Source organism: Sphingomonas sp. KC8 (assembly GCF_002151445.1).
GTDB lineage: Bacteria > Pseudomonadota > Alphaproteobacteria > Sphingomonadales > Sphingomonadaceae > Sphingomonas_E.
The window spans coordinates 3,941,408-3,957,183 of sequence record NZ_CP016306.1; the positions used below are offsets into that span (position 1 = coordinate 3,941,408).

General features: G+C 59.3%; 17 protein-coding genes and 1 pseudogene. 12 read left to right on the top strand and 6 right to left on the bottom strand.

All coding sequences use genetic code 11. The features are described 5' to 3' along the window. Positions 1 to 18 precede the first annotated feature (18 nt). Positions 19 to 2,259 carry a TonB-dependent receptor gene (locus KC8_RS18855; RefSeq protein ID WP_232455577.1) on the top strand — a complete coding sequence of 747 codons (2,241 nt, stop codon included), beginning with the start codon at positions 19 to 21 and terminating at the stop codon, positions 2,257 to 2,259. Between the two features lie 329 nt (positions 2,260 to 2,588). Here KC8_RS18855 and KC8_RS20020 read toward each other — a convergent pair whose 3' ends face one another. Then, positions 2,589 to 2,801, bottom strand: coding sequence for a hypothetical protein (locus tag KC8_RS20020; RefSeq protein WP_138956609.1), 213 nt, complete (start codon positions 2,799 to 2,801; stop codon positions 2,589 to 2,591). Positions 2,802 to 3,104: 303 nt separating this feature from the next. On the opposite strand from KC8_RS20020, the gene KC8_RS18860 reads away from it, so the two are divergent. From KC8_RS18860 to KC8_RS18875, 5 genes are all read left to right on the top strand, one after another. Then, on the top strand, positions 3,105 to 3,392 hold the full coding sequence (locus KC8_RS18860) for a co-chaperone GroES (RefSeq protein WP_010123995.1): 288 nt from the start codon (positions 3,105 to 3,107) through the stop codon (positions 3,390 to 3,392). A gap of 48 nt (positions 3,393 to 3,440) precedes the next feature. Further along, positions 3,441 to 5,069, top strand: coding sequence for a chaperonin GroEL (groL, locus tag KC8_RS18865; protein WP_010123994.1), 1,629 nt, complete (start codon positions 3,441 to 3,443; stop codon positions 5,067 to 5,069). A gap of 64 nt (positions 5,070 to 5,133) precedes the next feature. Further along, entirely contained in the window at positions 5,134 to 5,328 is a 195-nt protein-coding gene (locus tag KC8_RS20025; RefSeq protein WP_138956608.1) for a hypothetical protein, read from the top strand. 159 nt (positions 5,329 to 5,487) lie between these two features. Beyond that, entirely contained in the window at positions 5,488 to 5,754 is a 267-nt protein-coding gene (locus tag KC8_RS18870) for a hypothetical protein (RefSeq protein WP_029624318.1), read from the top strand. Positions 5,755 to 6,235: 481 nt separating this feature from the next. Next, positions 6,236 to 7,407, top strand: a protein-coding gene (locus tag KC8_RS18875) for an IS3 family transposase (RefSeq protein WP_138956794.1) whose coding sequence is annotated in 2 segments (ribosomal slippage) — positions 6,236 to 6,500 and positions 6,500 to 7,407 — 1,173 coding nt in all. Because the reading frame shifts where the segments join, the coding sequence is not laid out codon by codon here. Between the two features lie 113 nt (positions 7,408 to 7,520). Here KC8_RS18875 and KC8_RS18880 read toward each other — a convergent pair. The 4 genes and pseudogenes from KC8_RS18880 to KC8_RS18905 form a co-directional block, all read right to left on the bottom strand. Continuing rightward, positions 7,521 to 7,841, bottom strand: coding sequence for a hypothetical protein (locus tag KC8_RS18880; protein ID WP_192807725.1), 321 nt, complete (start codon positions 7,839 to 7,841; stop codon positions 7,521 to 7,523). Further along, on the bottom strand, positions 7,838 to 8,248 hold the full coding sequence (locus tag KC8_RS18885; RefSeq protein ID WP_010128026.1) for a hypothetical protein: 411 nt from the start codon (positions 8,246 to 8,248) through the stop codon (positions 7,838 to 7,840). Before KC8_RS18885 ends, KC8_RS18880 begins: the two co-directional genes overlap by 4 nt. Before the next feature lie 487 nt (positions 8,249 to 8,735). Continuing rightward, positions 8,736 to 10,099 (bottom strand): IS3 family transposase gene (locus KC8_RS18895; RefSeq protein ID WP_138956601.1). Its coding sequence is split into 2 segments (ribosomal slippage): positions 8,736 to 9,749 and positions 9,752 to 10,099, totalling 1,362 coding nucleotides; the frame shifts between segments, so codons are not numbered across the junction. A gap of 255 nt (positions 10,100 to 10,354) precedes the next feature. Beyond that, positions 10,355 to 10,633 (bottom strand): annotated as a pseudogene (locus KC8_RS18905) (transposase); the annotation flags it as partial. A gap of 99 nt (positions 10,634 to 10,732) precedes the next feature. Here KC8_RS18905 and KC8_RS18910 point away from each other — a divergent pair. The 4 genes from KC8_RS18910 to KC8_RS18925 all read left to right on the top strand — a co-directional run bounded on the left by KC8_RS18910 (position 10,733) and on the right by KC8_RS18925 (position 12,302). Further along, complete coding sequence (locus KC8_RS18910; RefSeq protein ID WP_010127410.1) at positions 10,733 to 10,978, top strand: AbrB/MazE/SpoVT family DNA-binding domain-containing protein; 246 nt, start codon at positions 10,733 to 10,735, stop codon at positions 10,976 to 10,978. Then, positions 10,975 to 11,364, top strand: coding sequence for a type II toxin-antitoxin system VapC family toxin (locus KC8_RS18915; RefSeq protein ID WP_010127412.1), 390 nt, complete (start codon positions 10,975 to 10,977; stop codon positions 11,362 to 11,364). Before KC8_RS18910 ends, KC8_RS18915 begins: the two co-directional genes overlap by 4 nt. Before the next feature lie 143 nt (positions 11,365 to 11,507). Further along, positions 11,508 to 11,693 (top strand): Tn3 family transposase, encoded by a 186-nt coding sequence (locus tag KC8_RS18920; RefSeq protein ID WP_232455578.1) that lies wholly within the window; start codon positions 11,508 to 11,510, stop codon positions 11,691 to 11,693. 111 nt (positions 11,694 to 11,804) lie between these two features. Next, a complete protein-coding gene (locus tag KC8_RS18925) occupies positions 11,805 to 12,302 on the top strand; it encodes a hypothetical protein (protein WP_010127414.1) in 498 nt (165 codons plus the stop codon). A 164-nt stretch (positions 12,303 to 12,466) separates the two neighbouring features. Here the strand turns inward: KC8_RS18925 and KC8_RS18930 are convergent, their stop codons facing one another. Then, positions 12,467 to 13,552 (bottom strand): Fic family protein, encoded by a 1,086-nt coding sequence (locus KC8_RS18930; protein WP_010127415.1) that lies wholly within the window; start codon positions 13,550 to 13,552, stop codon positions 12,467 to 12,469. 490 nt (positions 13,553 to 14,042) lie between these two features. On the opposite strand from KC8_RS18930, the gene KC8_RS18935 reads away from it, so the two are divergent. Further along, on the top strand, positions 14,043 to 14,858 hold the full coding sequence (locus KC8_RS18935; RefSeq protein WP_010127416.1) for a universal stress protein: 816 nt from the start codon (positions 14,043 to 14,045) through the stop codon (positions 14,856 to 14,858). A 46-nt stretch (positions 14,859 to 14,904) separates the two neighbouring features. After that, complete coding sequence (locus tag KC8_RS18940) at positions 14,905 to 15,744, top strand: universal stress protein (RefSeq protein WP_010127417.1); 840 nt, start codon at positions 14,905 to 14,907, stop codon at positions 15,742 to 15,744. Positions 15,745 to 15,776: the final 32 nt, after the last annotated feature.

The following is a 15,776-nucleotide window of genomic DNA, read 5'->3' on the forward strand; positions in this document are numbered from 1 at the left end:
GCGACCGCGACATGCCTGATGTGCAGTCGTTTCCTAGTATTTTGTAAAACAACAAACATGAAAGATAATATGCGTCCTTCTATTTCCACGCACCTTTTGTCACGCCACAAGCTTGCAATCTCATATCTGGCCCTTTCCATTGCGACGGCCTGGTCGGCTCCCGCCATGGCGCAGGACGTTCCTGCCGTGGCGCAGGACGACAGCGGCCTCGAAGAAATCGTCGTTACCGCTCAGCGCAAATCGGAATCGGTTCAGGATACGCCGATTTCCATCATGGCGTTCAGCAGCACCGCGTTGGAAAACAAGTCGATCACCGGCCTTTCCGATCTGCAGACCCAGGTGCCCAACCTGCAGCTGACCCCGTTCCCCAACAACGCCACGTCGCCCCGCATCTATATTCGCGGTATCGGCAACAATAGCGACCAGCTGACGCAGGACCCCAGCGTCGCGGTGTATGTGGATGGCGTTTACATGGCGCGCAGCCAGGGTCTAGCGACCGAAGTTGCCGATCTGGAGCGCATCGAGGTGCTGCGCGGTCCCCAGGGGTCGCTGTATGGCCGCAACGCGGCCGGCGGCGCGATCAACTTCATCACCGCTGCGCCCAAATTGGGCGAATGGGGCGCGAAGCAGAGCCTTACCCTGGGCAATCTGGATCATTTCCGCACGCGTACGATGATCAACATTCCCCTGGGCGACACCGTGGCCGCCCAGCTTTCCTACTTCCGCAGCCAGCGCAATGGCGTCACGCGCAATATCGGCACCGGCGTCGATCGCTTCGGCGATCAGGATCGCACAGCTTACCGCGCAGCGCTGCGCTGGCAGGCCTCGAACGCCCTGGAATTCCGTTATACGTACGATCGCACCGAAATCGGTGACACGCCGGCTCTTGCAACCGCGGTTGCCTTCTACCCGCAGCAAACGCCGCGTCCCAGTGAGGGCTCGCCCTTCGTGGACGATCTGAAGGCCAACGATATTGTGTCGCAGGGCCACAGCCTGACGGCCAGTTGGGATGTCTCCGACAATGCCCAGCTGAAATCGATCACCGCCTATCGCAAGCTATCCAGCTTCACCAACCAGAACTTCCTGGCTGGTTACTTCGGCCCCTATGCCGCCTCGAAATTGTCTTTTGATCAGTCACAAGAGCAGTTTTCGCAGGAACTGCAACTGGTGGGCAAGCTGGGTGACCGGTTCGATTATGCTGCCGGCCTTTACTATTTCACGGAAAATTCCGACGGTTTCGATACCGCCCTGCAATTGGGCTTCCGCACCATTGATCGTTGGATCACGGCCAAGAACAAGGCTTATGCCGTTTACGCGCAAGGCACCTATACGCCCGATCTACTCGAGGATCGTCTGCACCTTACATTGGGCGGCCGCTGGTCGCGCGATGAACGTACGGCGAGCTATCAGCGCAATGTCTATCAAAATGGAACGCAGACGGTTGCCAACCCGCTGACCCGCGGACATCGTGCGTATAAGGATTTCAGCCCGAGCGGCACCATCTCGCTGGACATCAACAAGGATGTGAACAGCTATGTGCGCATCGCCAGCGGTTACAAGACGGGTGGCTATAATATTGGGGCCAGCTCTCCCCAGCGCTTCAGCGAAGGCTTTGCGCCCGAAAATGTCGTTTCCTATGAATGGGGTGTGAAATCTGATCTTTTGGATCGCCGCCTGCGTATTAACGCAGCGCTGTTCCATATGGATTACCGCGATATCCAGGTGAACGTGCCCGATCCGCAGCAGGTTACGCTGCTCGATGTAATCAACGCGGGCAAGGCGCGCATCCGCGGTCTCGAACTGGATATTACGATGCGGCCCACCTCGGCGCTCACCGTCGGGTTCAACTATGGCTATCTCGACGCCAAGTTCGTTGAAATTCTCAATGACCAGGGCGCCGACATCACCGATGGCTACGCCTTCGTCAGCGCGCCGAAACATGTGATTTCGACCAATCTGGAATATCGCTTCCCTGAAACGTCGATCGGGGAATTCAACTTCGTTCTGGATTACGGCTATCAGAGCAAGCATTTTGCGCAGCCCAACGATCGCCGTTATATCACCGGCGATTATGGGCTGCTGAATGCACGTCTCAATCTTAGCAAAATTCCGGTTCCGGTTGGTGAACTTCGTCTCAGCCTGTGGGGACGCAATCTTACCAACAAGGATTATTATATCTCGCACGGCAATCTGTTTGCACCGGGTGCGCTCTATGGTGAGCCGCGCACCTATGGCATCGATCTGAGTTTCTCTTTCTAATTCAGATCGTTCAGGAGGAAGGCGTAGCGTGTTTCAAGATTGTTTGATCTTGGCACTATGCCTTCCTTCGCTACCCGCCTTTTCCAAATGGGCGATAATCTCGACACCGATCCTGCTTGGCGGCGAAGTTAAGCTATTTTCGGTGACCCCAATTGTCAGCATGCGTTGCTGCCAGTCGCCAATCAGGATTGCGGCACTATCGTGATCGCGGAATGGGCCATGCCAGCATTAACCGGTACTACGGCTAACCTGAGATAAATCGAGGCGGCAGTCGCCGACAAAGGGGGCATCGGGCTAGACTCGGGAGCTACCTGAAAGCCGCCCTTCGTTCATGGTCGCAAAAATAGCGTCGGATTGCTGACCCGCGTAATCAGTTTTGCCGGTCGCGGCGATTCTGGCGGACGCTCGCTCTGGATCAATTCTACTGCTCTTGCGTACAGCCCAGCGAGCTGTTCGTGGACGAAGCGCGCCTCGACGGATTTTGCTGCACCCGCACGAATGAGCGAAATCTGGTGGCGGTGATAGAGGTAATTATAGTCCAACGGCTGGCTCCTTCGCGCTGTAAGCGGGAGCACATCCTGGCCCTCAGCCGTCGGCGCTTACTGATCGCAAGCCGACGATGATCGTTCATAACACAGATGCGAGACTTCATGGCGGGAAATCGGGGTTTGTCGCCCGTGTCGCTCGCTCAAGCGCCGGGGGCGTTCTTGATTTTCGCTACCCGTCCCCCATCTAGAGCTGGTTGGCGCTCGCTTGTACGGAGTGCCAGATCGCAATAGGCAGCGCTGGCTCCCCGCTTGTGAAAGCGACGATTTCGTCGCGGCCCAGCGTGAGGAAAGCTGCCCATGACATTCCGTCCCTTGCATGATCGCGTGCTCGTACGTCGTATCGACGCCGCCGAGAAATCGGCGGGTGGCATCATCATTCCCGACACCGCCAAGGAGAAACCCCAGGAGGGCGAGATCGTCGCCGCCGGTACGGGCATTCGCGCCGAAGACGGCTCGATCACGCCGCTCGACGTTAAGGCTGGTGACCGGGTTCTGTTCGGAAAATGGTCGGGGTCGGAAGTGAAGGTCGATGGAGAAGACCTCATCATCATGAAGGAATGCGACGTTCTCGGCATCGTCGGCTGATCCCACGGAGCAGTCCCAGTACATACCGAACAGAAGGAATTGCAGACCATGCCGGCCAAGGATGTCAAATTCGCCCGCGAGGCCCGAGAGGGCATCGTGCGTGGTGTCGATATTATCGCCAATGCGGTCCGTGTGACCCTCGGCCCCAAGGGCCGCAATGTCGTCATCGACAAGGGCTACGGCGCTCCGCGCATCACCAAGGACGGCGTCACCGTCGCCAAGGAGATCGAACTCAAGGACAAGTTCGAGAATATGGGTGCGCAGATGCTGCGTGCTGTCGCTTCGCGGACGCACGACCATGCCGGCGACGGCACTACGACTGCGACCGTGCTTGCCCAGGCGATCGTGCGCGAGGGCATGAAATCCGTATCAGCCGGGATCAACCCGATGGACCTGAAGCGCGGCATCGACCTCGCCGTCATCAAGGTTGTCGACGACCTCAAGGCACGCTCTAAGCCTGTCGCCAACAATGAGGAAATCGCCCAAGTCGGCATCGTTTCGGCGAATGGCGACGAGATCGTTGGCCGCAGGATCGCTGAAGCGATGGAAAAGGTGGGCAAGGAAGGCGTCATCACCGTTGAGGAAGCCAGCGGCGTGGAGTTCGAGTTCGATGTGGTCGATGGCATGCAGTTCGATCGCGGTTATCTCAGCCCTTACTTCATTACCAATTCCGAGAAGATGACGGTCGAACTACAGGATCCCTACATCCTGATCTGCGAGAAGAAGCTCTCAAACCTCCAGGCGCTGTTGCCGATCCTCGAAGCGGTGGCGCAATCGGGCCGTCCGCTGTTTATCATTGCCGAGGACATCGAGGGGGAGGCGCTCGCGACGCTGGTCGTCAACAAGCTGCGCGGCGGCCTGAAGGTTGCGGCGGTCAAGGCACCCGGCTTCGGTGATCGCCGCAAGGCGATGCTGGAAGACATCGCGATCCTGACGGCAGGCCAGGCCATCTCGGAAGAGCTGGGCACAAAACTTGAGAATGTGACCCTCGACATGCTCGGCACCGCCAAGCGCGTGACCATCGACAAGGACAACACCACCATCGTTGATGGAGCCGGCTCTCCGGATACGATCAAGGGTCGGGTCGATGTGATCCATGCGCAGATCGAGAACAGCACCAGCGATTATGACAAGGAGAAGCTCCAGGAGCGCTTGGCCAAGCTTGCTGGTGGCGTCGCCATCATCAAGGTCGGCGGCTCGACCGAGGTCGAGGTCCGGGAGCGCAAGGATCGCGTCGACGACGCACTGCATGCAACCCGTGCGGCGGTCGAGGAAGGCATCGTCGCGGGTGGAGGCACCGCATTGCTCTATGCGTCCAGGACGCTCGACGACCTCAAGGGGATCAACGACGATCAGACGCGCGGCATTGATATCGTCCGCAAGGCACTGCAGGCACCGCTCCGCCAGATCGTCGAAAATGCGGGGCACGATGGCGGCGTGATCGCGGGTCGGCTGATCGACGGCAACGACCAGAATTTGGGCTTCAACGCCCAGACCGAGCAATATGAGGATCTGGTCCGTTCAGGCGTGATCGATCCCACCAAGGTCGTCCGATCCGCATTGCAGGATGCGGCGTCAGTCGCAGGATTGCTGATCACGACCGAGGCCGCGGTGGCTGAATGCGGGGACGACAAGACCCTGGCGCCCGCCACCTACGGCGGTGGCATGGCCTTCTAGCTGCCATGCACACAGGCTGGACGGCGATTTTGCTGGTCCGGGTCGATCCACCGAGGAGCAGCAGATGAGCATTTCTTCTTCGCCGACTGCAACCGAAGCAGCCGAACTGATGTCGAGCCTCGGTATCACCCGCGTCCCTGCGGATCGGTACCACTACAAGACCTGGCGCTATTCTAACCTGGGCGACGCCGTCGCCCAGGCGAGGAGAGATGCGTCGCTCTCGCCGCCGAACCTCAATCAGTCGAAGGAACACGCATGAGCATGAGCCAGCGCAGAGGCAGCAAGGAAGCCCGGAAACCCAAGAAGCTGAAACCGCCCAGGGCCAACGCTTCGCAGCCGTCGGTGAAGGGCGTCGCCCCAAACGTGATCAAGGGCTGACGTCCGCATCCCCATTCTACTGACCGTGAAAGGGAAGCTCATGCGCCCATCGTCCACCTTGTGTCGCGCGCAGGAAAAACTCCAGCTTGGCGGTGCGGCCGGCACCTCTCTTACAAATGTGCGGCTGATTGCCGAGAAGGCGGCCGCCAGTTGGAGAAAGGAAGCCTTCGCCGCCGACAGGCGCGAGCAGCGCGCCGAGCGCCAAGCCTTGGCAGCGACGAGTTCGGCGGACGACGAGCGCCGGTCGGATGCTCAGGAAAACCGACTGTTCAGCGAGAATCCGGATCGCGACTCCGGACACGCCTGATTTTGGCCGGCCGTAAAGCCAACTTTCGTTGATCACCCTGCCTTCCAGCTCTGATTGAGATCCAGGGTGCGCTGTCCGGCTCGCCCTCTTGACCTTCAAGCCAGCGCATTTTTGCCAACTACCTGAGCCGACGAGATGATTGGGTCCGAGCTCGGTAATTATCCCGACGCCATTTCTGACATTCTTACGACAGATAACTGCTTCTGAGGTTGCAGCATGGCGGACTCGGGCATCCGTCGCGCGGTGGGGTTTGTAGCCGCAATCGCCCACATTGCGGTGGACCGCCGCCCGAAAGCCGCCATGATATCGGCTGTCCGATCAGGTTCGACGCGCCCGGGCTTGCCATGGCAGGCCCGGGAGTTTCTCCATCTCGCAGCCGCACACGGAACATCGGCTGACAAAGTAGCCGCGGTCCCAGTGAGGTGGTCCCGGTTTCCTGGACAGGGTGTTAAGCGAATCCCGACGTGAGGAACGGACGGGAATGAAGACGACAAGGAAGCGGTACAGCGCGGATTTCAAGGCGAAGGTGGCGCTGGAAGCGATCCGGGGTGACCTGACGCTGGCGGAGTTAGCCGCCAAGCATGGCATCCATCACACGATGATCGCGGCGTGGAAGCGGCAGGCGGTCGAGGGCATGGCAGCAACCTTCTCGGGCGCTGGCGAAACGGCCAAGGCTGCCACGGAGGCGGATTTGGACAAGCTGCATGCCAAGATCGGGCAGCTCGTCATCGAGCGAGATTTTTTAGCGAAAGCCTCCGGTCGATGAGCGTGGCACGGAGGCGAACGATGGTCGATCCCGCTCACCACCGCCTGTCAATCGCGGCCCAGTGCCGTCTGCTGTCGATCAGCCGGTCGTCCTATTATTACGCGCCGGTGCCCGAGACCGAGGAGACATTGGCGCTGATGCGGGTGATCGATGCGGCGTTCCTCGACATGCCCTGGTACGGCAGCCGCCAGATGGTCCGGCACTTGCGCCGGAATGGGCATGACGCTGGTCGACGTCGGGTGCGGCGGCTGATGGCGAAGATGGGCTTGTCGCCGATCTACCAGCGGCCCCGGACCAGCGATCCCCACCCGCAGCATCGGGTTTATCCTTATCTGCTGCGGAAACTGGCGATCGAGCGGCCGAACCATGTCTGGTGCGCCGACGTGACCTACATCCCGATGCGACGCGGCTTTCTGTATCTGGTCGCCGTCATGGACTGGGCGACGCGCAAGGTGTTGGCCTGGCGGCTGTCGAACACGATGGATGCCAGCTTCTGCGTCGCGGCGCTTGAAGATGCCTTGGCCCGCTTCGGCAGGCCCGAGATCTTCAACACCGACCAGGGCAGCCAGTTCACCAGTCTCGCCTTCACCAGCGTGCTGCGGGATGCGGAGGTACGCATCAGCATGGATGGACGCGGTCGCTGGATGGACAATGTGTTCATCGAGCGCCTTTGGCGCTCCCTGAAGTACGAATGTGTCTATCTCCATGCCTTTGAGACCGGCTCGGAGCTGAAGGCTGGTCTCGGGCGGTGGATCACCTATTACAACACCCAGCGACCGCACTCGGGCTTGGCCGGGCGAACCCCGGCAGAGGCCTATTGGCGGATCGGAGCTTCAGATCATGGGGGGCATGCCCCCCATGATCTGAAGACCAGAATGGCGGCATGAACGACAACCGGGATTAGCTTAACTCAGCCGTCAAACTGTCCAAGAAGGCGGGACCACCTCACAGTGATTGTAGGCCACGTCTGCCACATGAGCGCCAAAGAGCTTGTGAAAGATCATACCGGCACTCCATCGGGCAGTGTGCCTCTCACGAGAACTGCGCCAGACGCAGCCCTTGCATGGTTGCCCATAGCTTCGTTCCCTGGATCCTCATCAAGATCGTCCTCAAGCTGGAATTCCAGTGCTATCGCTGCGTCGGCCTCGCTCAGGCTGCATCGGGAACCTGCCTCGCGCTCTTCGGCATCTTCGGCCTGGCGGCCCCATGCTGCAGCCGCCGCGAGCGCAACCTTGCGGACATTCTGTAGGCTCGCATTCACCGCAATCTGGCGATGACGCGCCTCCTGTTGTCTGCACATCATCGCGGAATTGAACATCATTGGCCTTCCGGATCGCGGCGATCTGCGCGCGCTGTTCGCATCCACATCGGTATAGATCTCCACGGCGAAGTGCCTGCGACTCCATCTGGTGACAGTGCGGCCGGATCTGTTGAAAGCTCGTGTGGATTGACCATGCTTGAGGGCATTGCCTCCGTGGTTGCCATCCGGGCTTCGCGATCCCTTTCCAGGGCCACGGCGAGCTCGACCGGATCAACCGGATGATGCTCGATCCTGGCTCCGGTTTGAACGCGCAGCGTCGTGGCAACACGGCGATAGACCGTCCGGCTCGCGGTTTCGATCACTTCCTCATCGGTCTCGAGATGATATTTTCCGGCAGGCAGATTCAAACCCGCAACCCTGAATGGCGCGTCGAATTGCAGCGTCGTCGACGTGGTACGAATGGTCATGAAGAAATCGCCCGATTACGGGCGGGATCGGCTGCTGTGAAATACATCGCTCAATCTCCCGGTTTGCAAGCGGGAGCACGATGGTCTCTCTGTCACGATTTGCCTGCGGCACAATAGGAGTGATGAACCCTTGTAGCACATCAGAGGCAACGTCACATGTATTTTCCGCGATCATTCCGTGGAGGCGAAGGGGCGGGCTAGACTTTGCGCCAGCCGGGCCTCTCATCGTTCAATTGGTCGAGAGCGTTGCAGGCCTGAGGGCATTCCCCTGGCGGAGCTGCTGCTCGATAAGTGACACGCCGTTACCCGCCACCTGTTTCAACGGCTGATCGGCGCCATCCTGAGCATAGCCCTTGTAGCTCGGCCACGCCGACTGCGTCGGGTAAAGATTGTCGAACGAGCCTTTCGGCGTCTGTCCGTCGTCGAAACATTTGGCACAGATCGCGGCGTAAAATAGCGGAGTGCGGGCCTCGTCTGGGGTTTGATGTTAGGCGGCGAGCTTGCGGTGCTGCAAGCGTCGATATTCGATCGTCTGTCGCTTGATCCTTTCGCGTTGTTTGAGGATGGCCGCAGCCCTGCCGAAGTAGGCGTCGACGGGTGTCACGTTGGCCAGGCTCTCATGGTAACGTCGGTGGTTGTAGTGTTCGACGAAGGCCTCGATCTGGGCCTCGAGGTCGCCGGGCAGGAAGTAGTTTTCCAGCAGGATGCGGTTCTTCAAGGTCTGGTGCCAGCGCTCGATCTTGCCCTGGGTCTGCGGATGGCATGGGGCACCACGCACATGGCTCATCTTGTTGGCCTGGATGTACTCGGCCAGTTCACCGGCGATATAGCTGGGGCCGTTGTCGCTGAGCAGCCGCGGCTTGTGCAGCACCGTGGCATGATCGCAGCCGGAAGCCGCTAGGGCGAGGTCGAGCGTGTCGATGACGTCCTCGGCGCGCATGTTGGTGCACAGCTTCCAGGCAATGATGTAGCGCGAGAAGTCGTCGAGCACGGTCGAGAGGTACATCCAGCCCCACCCGATGATCTTGAAGTAGGTGAAGTCTGTCTGCCACATCTCGTTTGGCCGGGTGGTCTTCGTGTGGAACTGGTCGGCGGCCTTGATCACGGTGTAGGCCGGACTGGTGATCAGGTCGTGCGCTTTCAAGAGGCGGTAAACCGTGGCTTCCGACACAAAGTAACGCTTCTCGTCGGTGAAGCGCACCGCCAGTTCGCGAGGGGAAAGCTCGGTTGCATCAAGCGCCATCTCGACGATCTGCGCGCGGATATCCTCGGTGATGCGGTTCCACACCCGGCTCGGCGCCGAGGGGCGATCCTCCAGCGCCTCCGGCCCGCCCTCGAGATAGCGGTCGTACCAGCGGTAGAACGTCCGGCGGGGAATGCCGAGTTTGTCCAGCGTGCGCTTGGCCGGCAGGTGCGACTGCTCGACGATCCGGATGATCTCCAGCTTCTCGGATGCGGGATAGCTCATTCGTCGTCGCCCCCATCCGCAATCATGCTTTTTTTCAGAAGACGGTTCTCGAGCGTCAGGTCGGCCACGCATTCCTTCAGGGCACGGGCTTCGCGGCGCAGGTCCTGAACCTCGCCCGTCGTTGCACTGCGGGCGGTGTCACCGGCAAGACGGCGCTTGCCGGCTTCCATGAACTCCTTCGACCAGGTGTAGTAGAGGCTCTGGGCAATGCCTTCGAGCCGGCACAGCTCGGCGATGCTGTCCTCGCCGCGCAGTCCGTCAAGCACGATGCGGATCTTGTCTTCGGCTGAGAAATGCCGCCGCGTCTGTCGGCGAATGTCTTTCACCACGGCTTCGGCAGAGGCCTTCGTCGGCGATTTTCGCAAGGAGGGTTTGGGCTTCATCTGCGTTCCTTCGTCACTACGACGAAGCCCAAACCCTCCTTAAATCTCAACCCCTAATCTGTGCCATGGGTGCTGACGCCGGACATCGGCGTCTTTTCCAGCATTCTGAGCATGGACGCGCGATCGATGGACTGGTTTGGCGATCTTGCGCTGGTCGTTGCTCAGTGATGGACTTGTAACGGTTTTGCGCCGGTCACCTGAGCGTTTTAGGGCGTAGACTCATTACTCAGCGCACCAGATGCGAGCGCATATGAGTTAGACGGCGGCGAGGTAGTTTTCGGGACACTTGTCGTAGCGGATGGCGATGCCTCGGAAGTGTTTGATGCGATTGAAGAAGCGTTCGACGAGATTGCGCTGGCGATAGACCCAGCCCGAAAAGACGAAGCGCTGCCTGCGGTTGGATCGTGCCGGGATGTTGGCCCAGACATTCTTGCGGGCGGCAGCCTCCCAGATGGCGTTGCTGTCGTAGCCTTTGTCGCCGAGTAGTGTCGCGCCTTGAGGCGCCGGCTGGAAGCCCTTAATGGCAGATCGCCCGCCTACGCCAAAAAAGCCTTTATGTGACATGCTGAAGGAGTTATGACATACGGTAAGACATGTGGCTCAATCGGAAAGTGGAACTGAAAAAGGTCGGATATGACGATTCAGGTGAATATCACGCCGAATGGCAGGATGAGCCTGCCTGCCGATCTGCGAAAGCGGCTGGGCCTGGCTGGTGGCGGTGCCTTGCTTGTCGAGGAAACCCCGGATGGCGTCATTTTGCGTACCGTCGCGCAGTCCATCGACCATGCTCGCGCCCTGGCCCGCAAATATACTGCGAACAAGCCGGAAGCATCGGTCGACGTCTTCCTTGCCAATCGGCGCGCGGAAAGCGGCGAATGACGTCCATTATCCTCGATGCTTCAGCCTTGCTTGCCATGCTGCGCGATGAGCCTGGAGGCGACAAGGTGGCGGACGTACTCATCGACTCGCATATGTGCGTGGTCAACCTCGCGGAAGTGACAGGCCATTTCGTGCACAATGACATGCCGCCTCGTGAAGTGGACGCCATGTTGCACCCATTGCCTGTCACCTTTGTTGCGGCGGATGCTGAACTCGCTAGGGTTGCAGGGCATTTACGCGCCGCGACGTCCGAGGCGGGCTTGTCGCTCGGCGATCGTTTCTGTCTGGCGCTGGCCATGCGCGAGGGATGGCCAGCATGGACCGCTGACAGGCAATGGGCCTCCGTTGCCGCGAAGATCGGCGTCGATGTCGTGGTTATCCGATAGTTGCTGAAACCCGCGGGACTGTCAGTAATTTTATGCGCGAGGCCGATTATCGTCATCAGATGACAAACCTTTCGCCGAAGATCACGGCGAACTGGGTCTTTGCCTCGGTCCATTCGCGCGGCGGCCGTTTCTGCGATCGTGACATGGAAAGCCAGCAGACCCGCGCGGCCGCGCTTAACCTCGTCACCGCCGCGATGAATCTATTTAACCGCCGCTATCTCGGTCGCGCCGTCGGAGGAAGCCCTATCGATCGAGTTATGCTGTCCCGGCTCTCACCCCTGGACTGGGACCGCATCAATCTTACCGGCGATTATGTCTGGTCAGATTGACTCGACCTCGACACCAATGGCTTGTGCCACTGCTCATCAAGCCGCTACCGTGAGTCTGTGGCCGAAGAATGCACAGGGGCCTTATCGGATATACAGAGGAGGGCTGCGGGCATGGACTTAGCGACCAAGACCGACCCCGAGATCGGGACCTGGATCAGGAACCACGAGGCACAGGGTAAAACCGATGCGCCTCTCTATCTCCAGCTTCTTGAGGAACGCACCCGACGGGCGCAGGCGACGCACAAGCTCGATTTTGACCGGTCCCTGGCGCACCTCAAGCAGGCAGCTATCGATCAGGTCTGCACGACATATGGGGCGTTGGCGGCGGCCAGTGGTGTCGACTGGTCGCAAGCCCGTCATCAGATGAATGGTGCTAACGGACACCTCGATCGCCTGCTCGATATTTGCCATGCTCGCAGGCTGCCCTTGCTGACGGCGATTTGCGTCAACCAAGCAAGCCTTGCTGATGGCGAATTGGGAGATGATGCGCTTGCGGGGTTTGTTACCGGCGCGAGGCGGCTGGGGCTTTCCGTCGCGGATGCGCGGGCCTTTCATCATGAAAGCCGTGACAAATGCTGGAGATGGGGACGGGAGCTTGGGCATCTGTGAATCAGCTGTCTCCCCTGCCGACGTTTGCGTTGCTGACGCTGATCGGCACGAACAATCGATCAAAATCAACGATTGTCGGGTCAGGATTGGGATCCGATTTACGCCCTGAACCCTAAACTGGGATTTTCCAGCTCAACACGGACCAGTTCCCGGAGGAAGTGGCACTATCCACCCTCTACAAACAACGCTACAAGGCGCTGGTTGATATAATAATTATTACGACCGATGCGCTGCTTGATCAACAAGCCACCCTCCACAAGCTCATCTAGATATTTTGTCGCAGTAGGGCGGGATATGCTCAGTTCATTTTGAACATAGTCGATCCGCGTGTAAGGATGACGGAACAGGTTGTTGAGTAAGTCCTGCGAATAGATCTTGTTATGATCTGTCCTTATGCGCTGCTTATATTCGGCCATCAGGGCACGCATAGCTTCGATCATGGCCAATGTTCCCTGCGCCGTTTCGGCAACGCCGCGGAGCATGTAGAGAAGCCATGGCTCCCATTCTCCAGTGTCACGCACGGATTGTAGCAGGCGGTAATATTCACCCTTCCGGCTGGTGATGAACCGGCTGAGGTACAGGATCGGGATTTCCAGCAGGCCTGTGCGTGTCAGGTACAGCACGTTGATAATTCGCCCAAGCCGACCATTGCCATCGGGGAAGGGGTGGATACTTTCGAACTGATGATGGATGATCGCCATCTTGACCAGCGGGTCGAGATCGCTTTCCTCGTCGCGGTTTATGAAATTCTCGAGCGCCGCCATGTGCGCGCGCACCGCATCAGCCTCCTGCGGTGGGATATAGACCATTTCGCCTGTCTGGTCGTTCTTCAGCGCGGTGCCGGGCGTTGACCGAAATTCGCTTTCGCTGCGCTTGAGCATCTGAAACATGGCGATGATCATGTTGTTGGTCAGCAGGCCATCCAGTTTCCGCTGTTCCATGAAGCCGTGGCGCAACGCATCGGCATAGCGTGCCACCTCCTTCGCAGCCGGGGAGGATGGGTTTTCGGGAAACGCGTTTGCCTGAAACAGTTCGTCCTGCGTCGTGACAATGTTTTCAATCTCGGAACTCGCCTTGGCTTCCTGCAACGCGAGGGTATCGATCAGAATGCCCTGATTGGGAATGGACGCCGCGCGCCCCTTCAATTCGGCCAGATGGCGGTGGGCCTGCGCTAGCGCACGGAGAACGGCGGGCGTCTCCAGTGCGTCTGGCGGGGGCAAGACAGGAATCGCGTAACTAGCTTTGAGCATGTGATTTTATTCTCGTGAAACGTTATGCGGAATATTTTGCACATTGGGTCGGACGTGTAAAGAAAATCGCATTTTGTTTCCACGTTAGGCTAACATGTAAAAATTATCGCATTCGCAGCCGGGGATGCCGGCATCGGCGGGCGGCTGGCAAGTGGCTCGCGTCAATCGCCGAGCTTAGTCCACCGCCACGGTTACCTCCGAGCGGTCCCTTGCCACGGGAGCGTGAACCAGCGCTGGCATTGGGCGTTCATCAATTTCGCACGGCCTCGTCGTATCCATCCGGCAGGTCCCGCCTTGTGTGAATCGGATCCCAATACTGACCCTAACGATCATTGGTTTTATTGGATTATTCACGCCGACCGGCATCCAATGTCGACGCTGACTCACAGCGCGGAACCTAAGATCGGTATAATCCCCTAGTTACATACACTCCCATCACCTCTAGCATTCCATTTCAACTGGGTCCGGTCTGGATCGAAAATAGGAGGATGTGTTGAAATCGATACTCCTGCATATCCATGACGATCACGCACAGGATGCGCGACTTGCCGCCGCGCTCGACCTTGCCCGAGCTTCCCAGGGACATATCAGTTGTGTCCAGGTCACCCCTTTCAACGCCTATGTTGCCGGTGATCCCTTTGGCGGCTTCTACGCATCCACGACGCTGCTAGGAGCCCTGCGCGCACAAGAGGAAGAAGAGCGGGCGCGGATCGAACGACGCCTTAAGACCGAGGACATCACCTGGGATTGGCACCATGCCGATGGGGAACCGGCACATGCGCTGGTTAATCGCGGACGCCTTGCGGATGTCGTCATCCTCAGTCGCGCAGATAAGGGACGAAGCGACAAGCCGGGGCCACTACCGATCGCTGCTGATGTGGCCGTTCACGCGCGTGCACCGATATTGGTCGTACCTCCGGACTCCGACCGTTTCCGAGCCAATGGTCCAGTCGTTATTGCATGGAACGGCTCCCTCGAAGCGGCGCACAGCCTACGCTTAACCCTTTCACTCCTGCACATGGCAAGCGATGTGCACATCGTATCCGTTCCCGACGACGACATCGACTTTCCTTCTACGGATGCAAGCCGGTATCTTGCCCGGCACGGTATTTCGTCCGAACTGCACGAATGGCCCCGAAAGGGACGTGCCGTTGCCCAGACGCTCTCAGATGCCGCGCTCGAGCTTGGGGCATCCTGTCTCGTGATGGGCGCCTATGGCCATTCGCGCCTCCGCGAGACGGTGCTGGGCGGAGTGACACGCGAGTTGCTTGCCCAGACGACAGTACCGCTGCTGCTGGCGCATTAGCCAGCCTTGCGACGAAACAAGGCGCTGCGGCAACCGGAGAGACGACATGGCACTGAAAGATATCCTGCTGCAATTGACATCCTATCCGAGGCGAACGCCGAAGAATGTCATCACCGCTGCGGCCGAATTGGCAACATTGTTTGAGGCTCGGCTATCGGGCGCGGTATGCCGGATCGAGATGCCCGATCCGTCGAACTTCATGGCACGCAAGCTCACAGATATCACCCAGGTCATCGCAGTCGAAAATGACAAGAGCTGGGCGGCGGCGGACGCGCTGATCGAGGAATTTCGGGCCACAGCAACTGAGTCGGGCCAGACGGCCGACACGATTCTACTGCCTTGCCGCGCGACGCTACAATCGACCGAGCTTATCCGGCATGCGCGCTTGCACGATCTGACGATCATGCCGATGAGCGCGGATGCCGCCACCCAGTTCACCGCGCAGGATCTGATCTTCGGAAGCGGGCGGCCTGTCTTGCTGATGCCCGAAAATGTGAGGCCGCTGCCATCGCTTGAGATAGTAGTCGTCGCTTGGGACGGTAGTCGGGCAGCGTCTCGTGCGGTCGCGGATGCATTGCCGTTCCTCCGGCGGTCGAGGATCGTCCGGCTCGTCACAGTGACGGGCGAAAAGCCTTTGGGCCCGGGCAGTACGATCGACGCATTACGGGATCATCTCAGCCTCCATGGCATTTCCGCCATTCCCGATACCGAGGCGGCCGATGGCTCGGGTGCAGGCGAAGCACTCGTTCGCTATTGCGGCCAACACGGTGCCGATTTGCTTGTCATGGGTGCCTACGGCCATTCGCGCGTCCGTGATTTCATTGCCGGCGGCGCAACGAAAAGCCTCCTGGCGACCACTCCCCTCCCCGTACTGCTCTCACATTGATCCTCCGGGCTGTCCGTCGTCAGAACATTTGG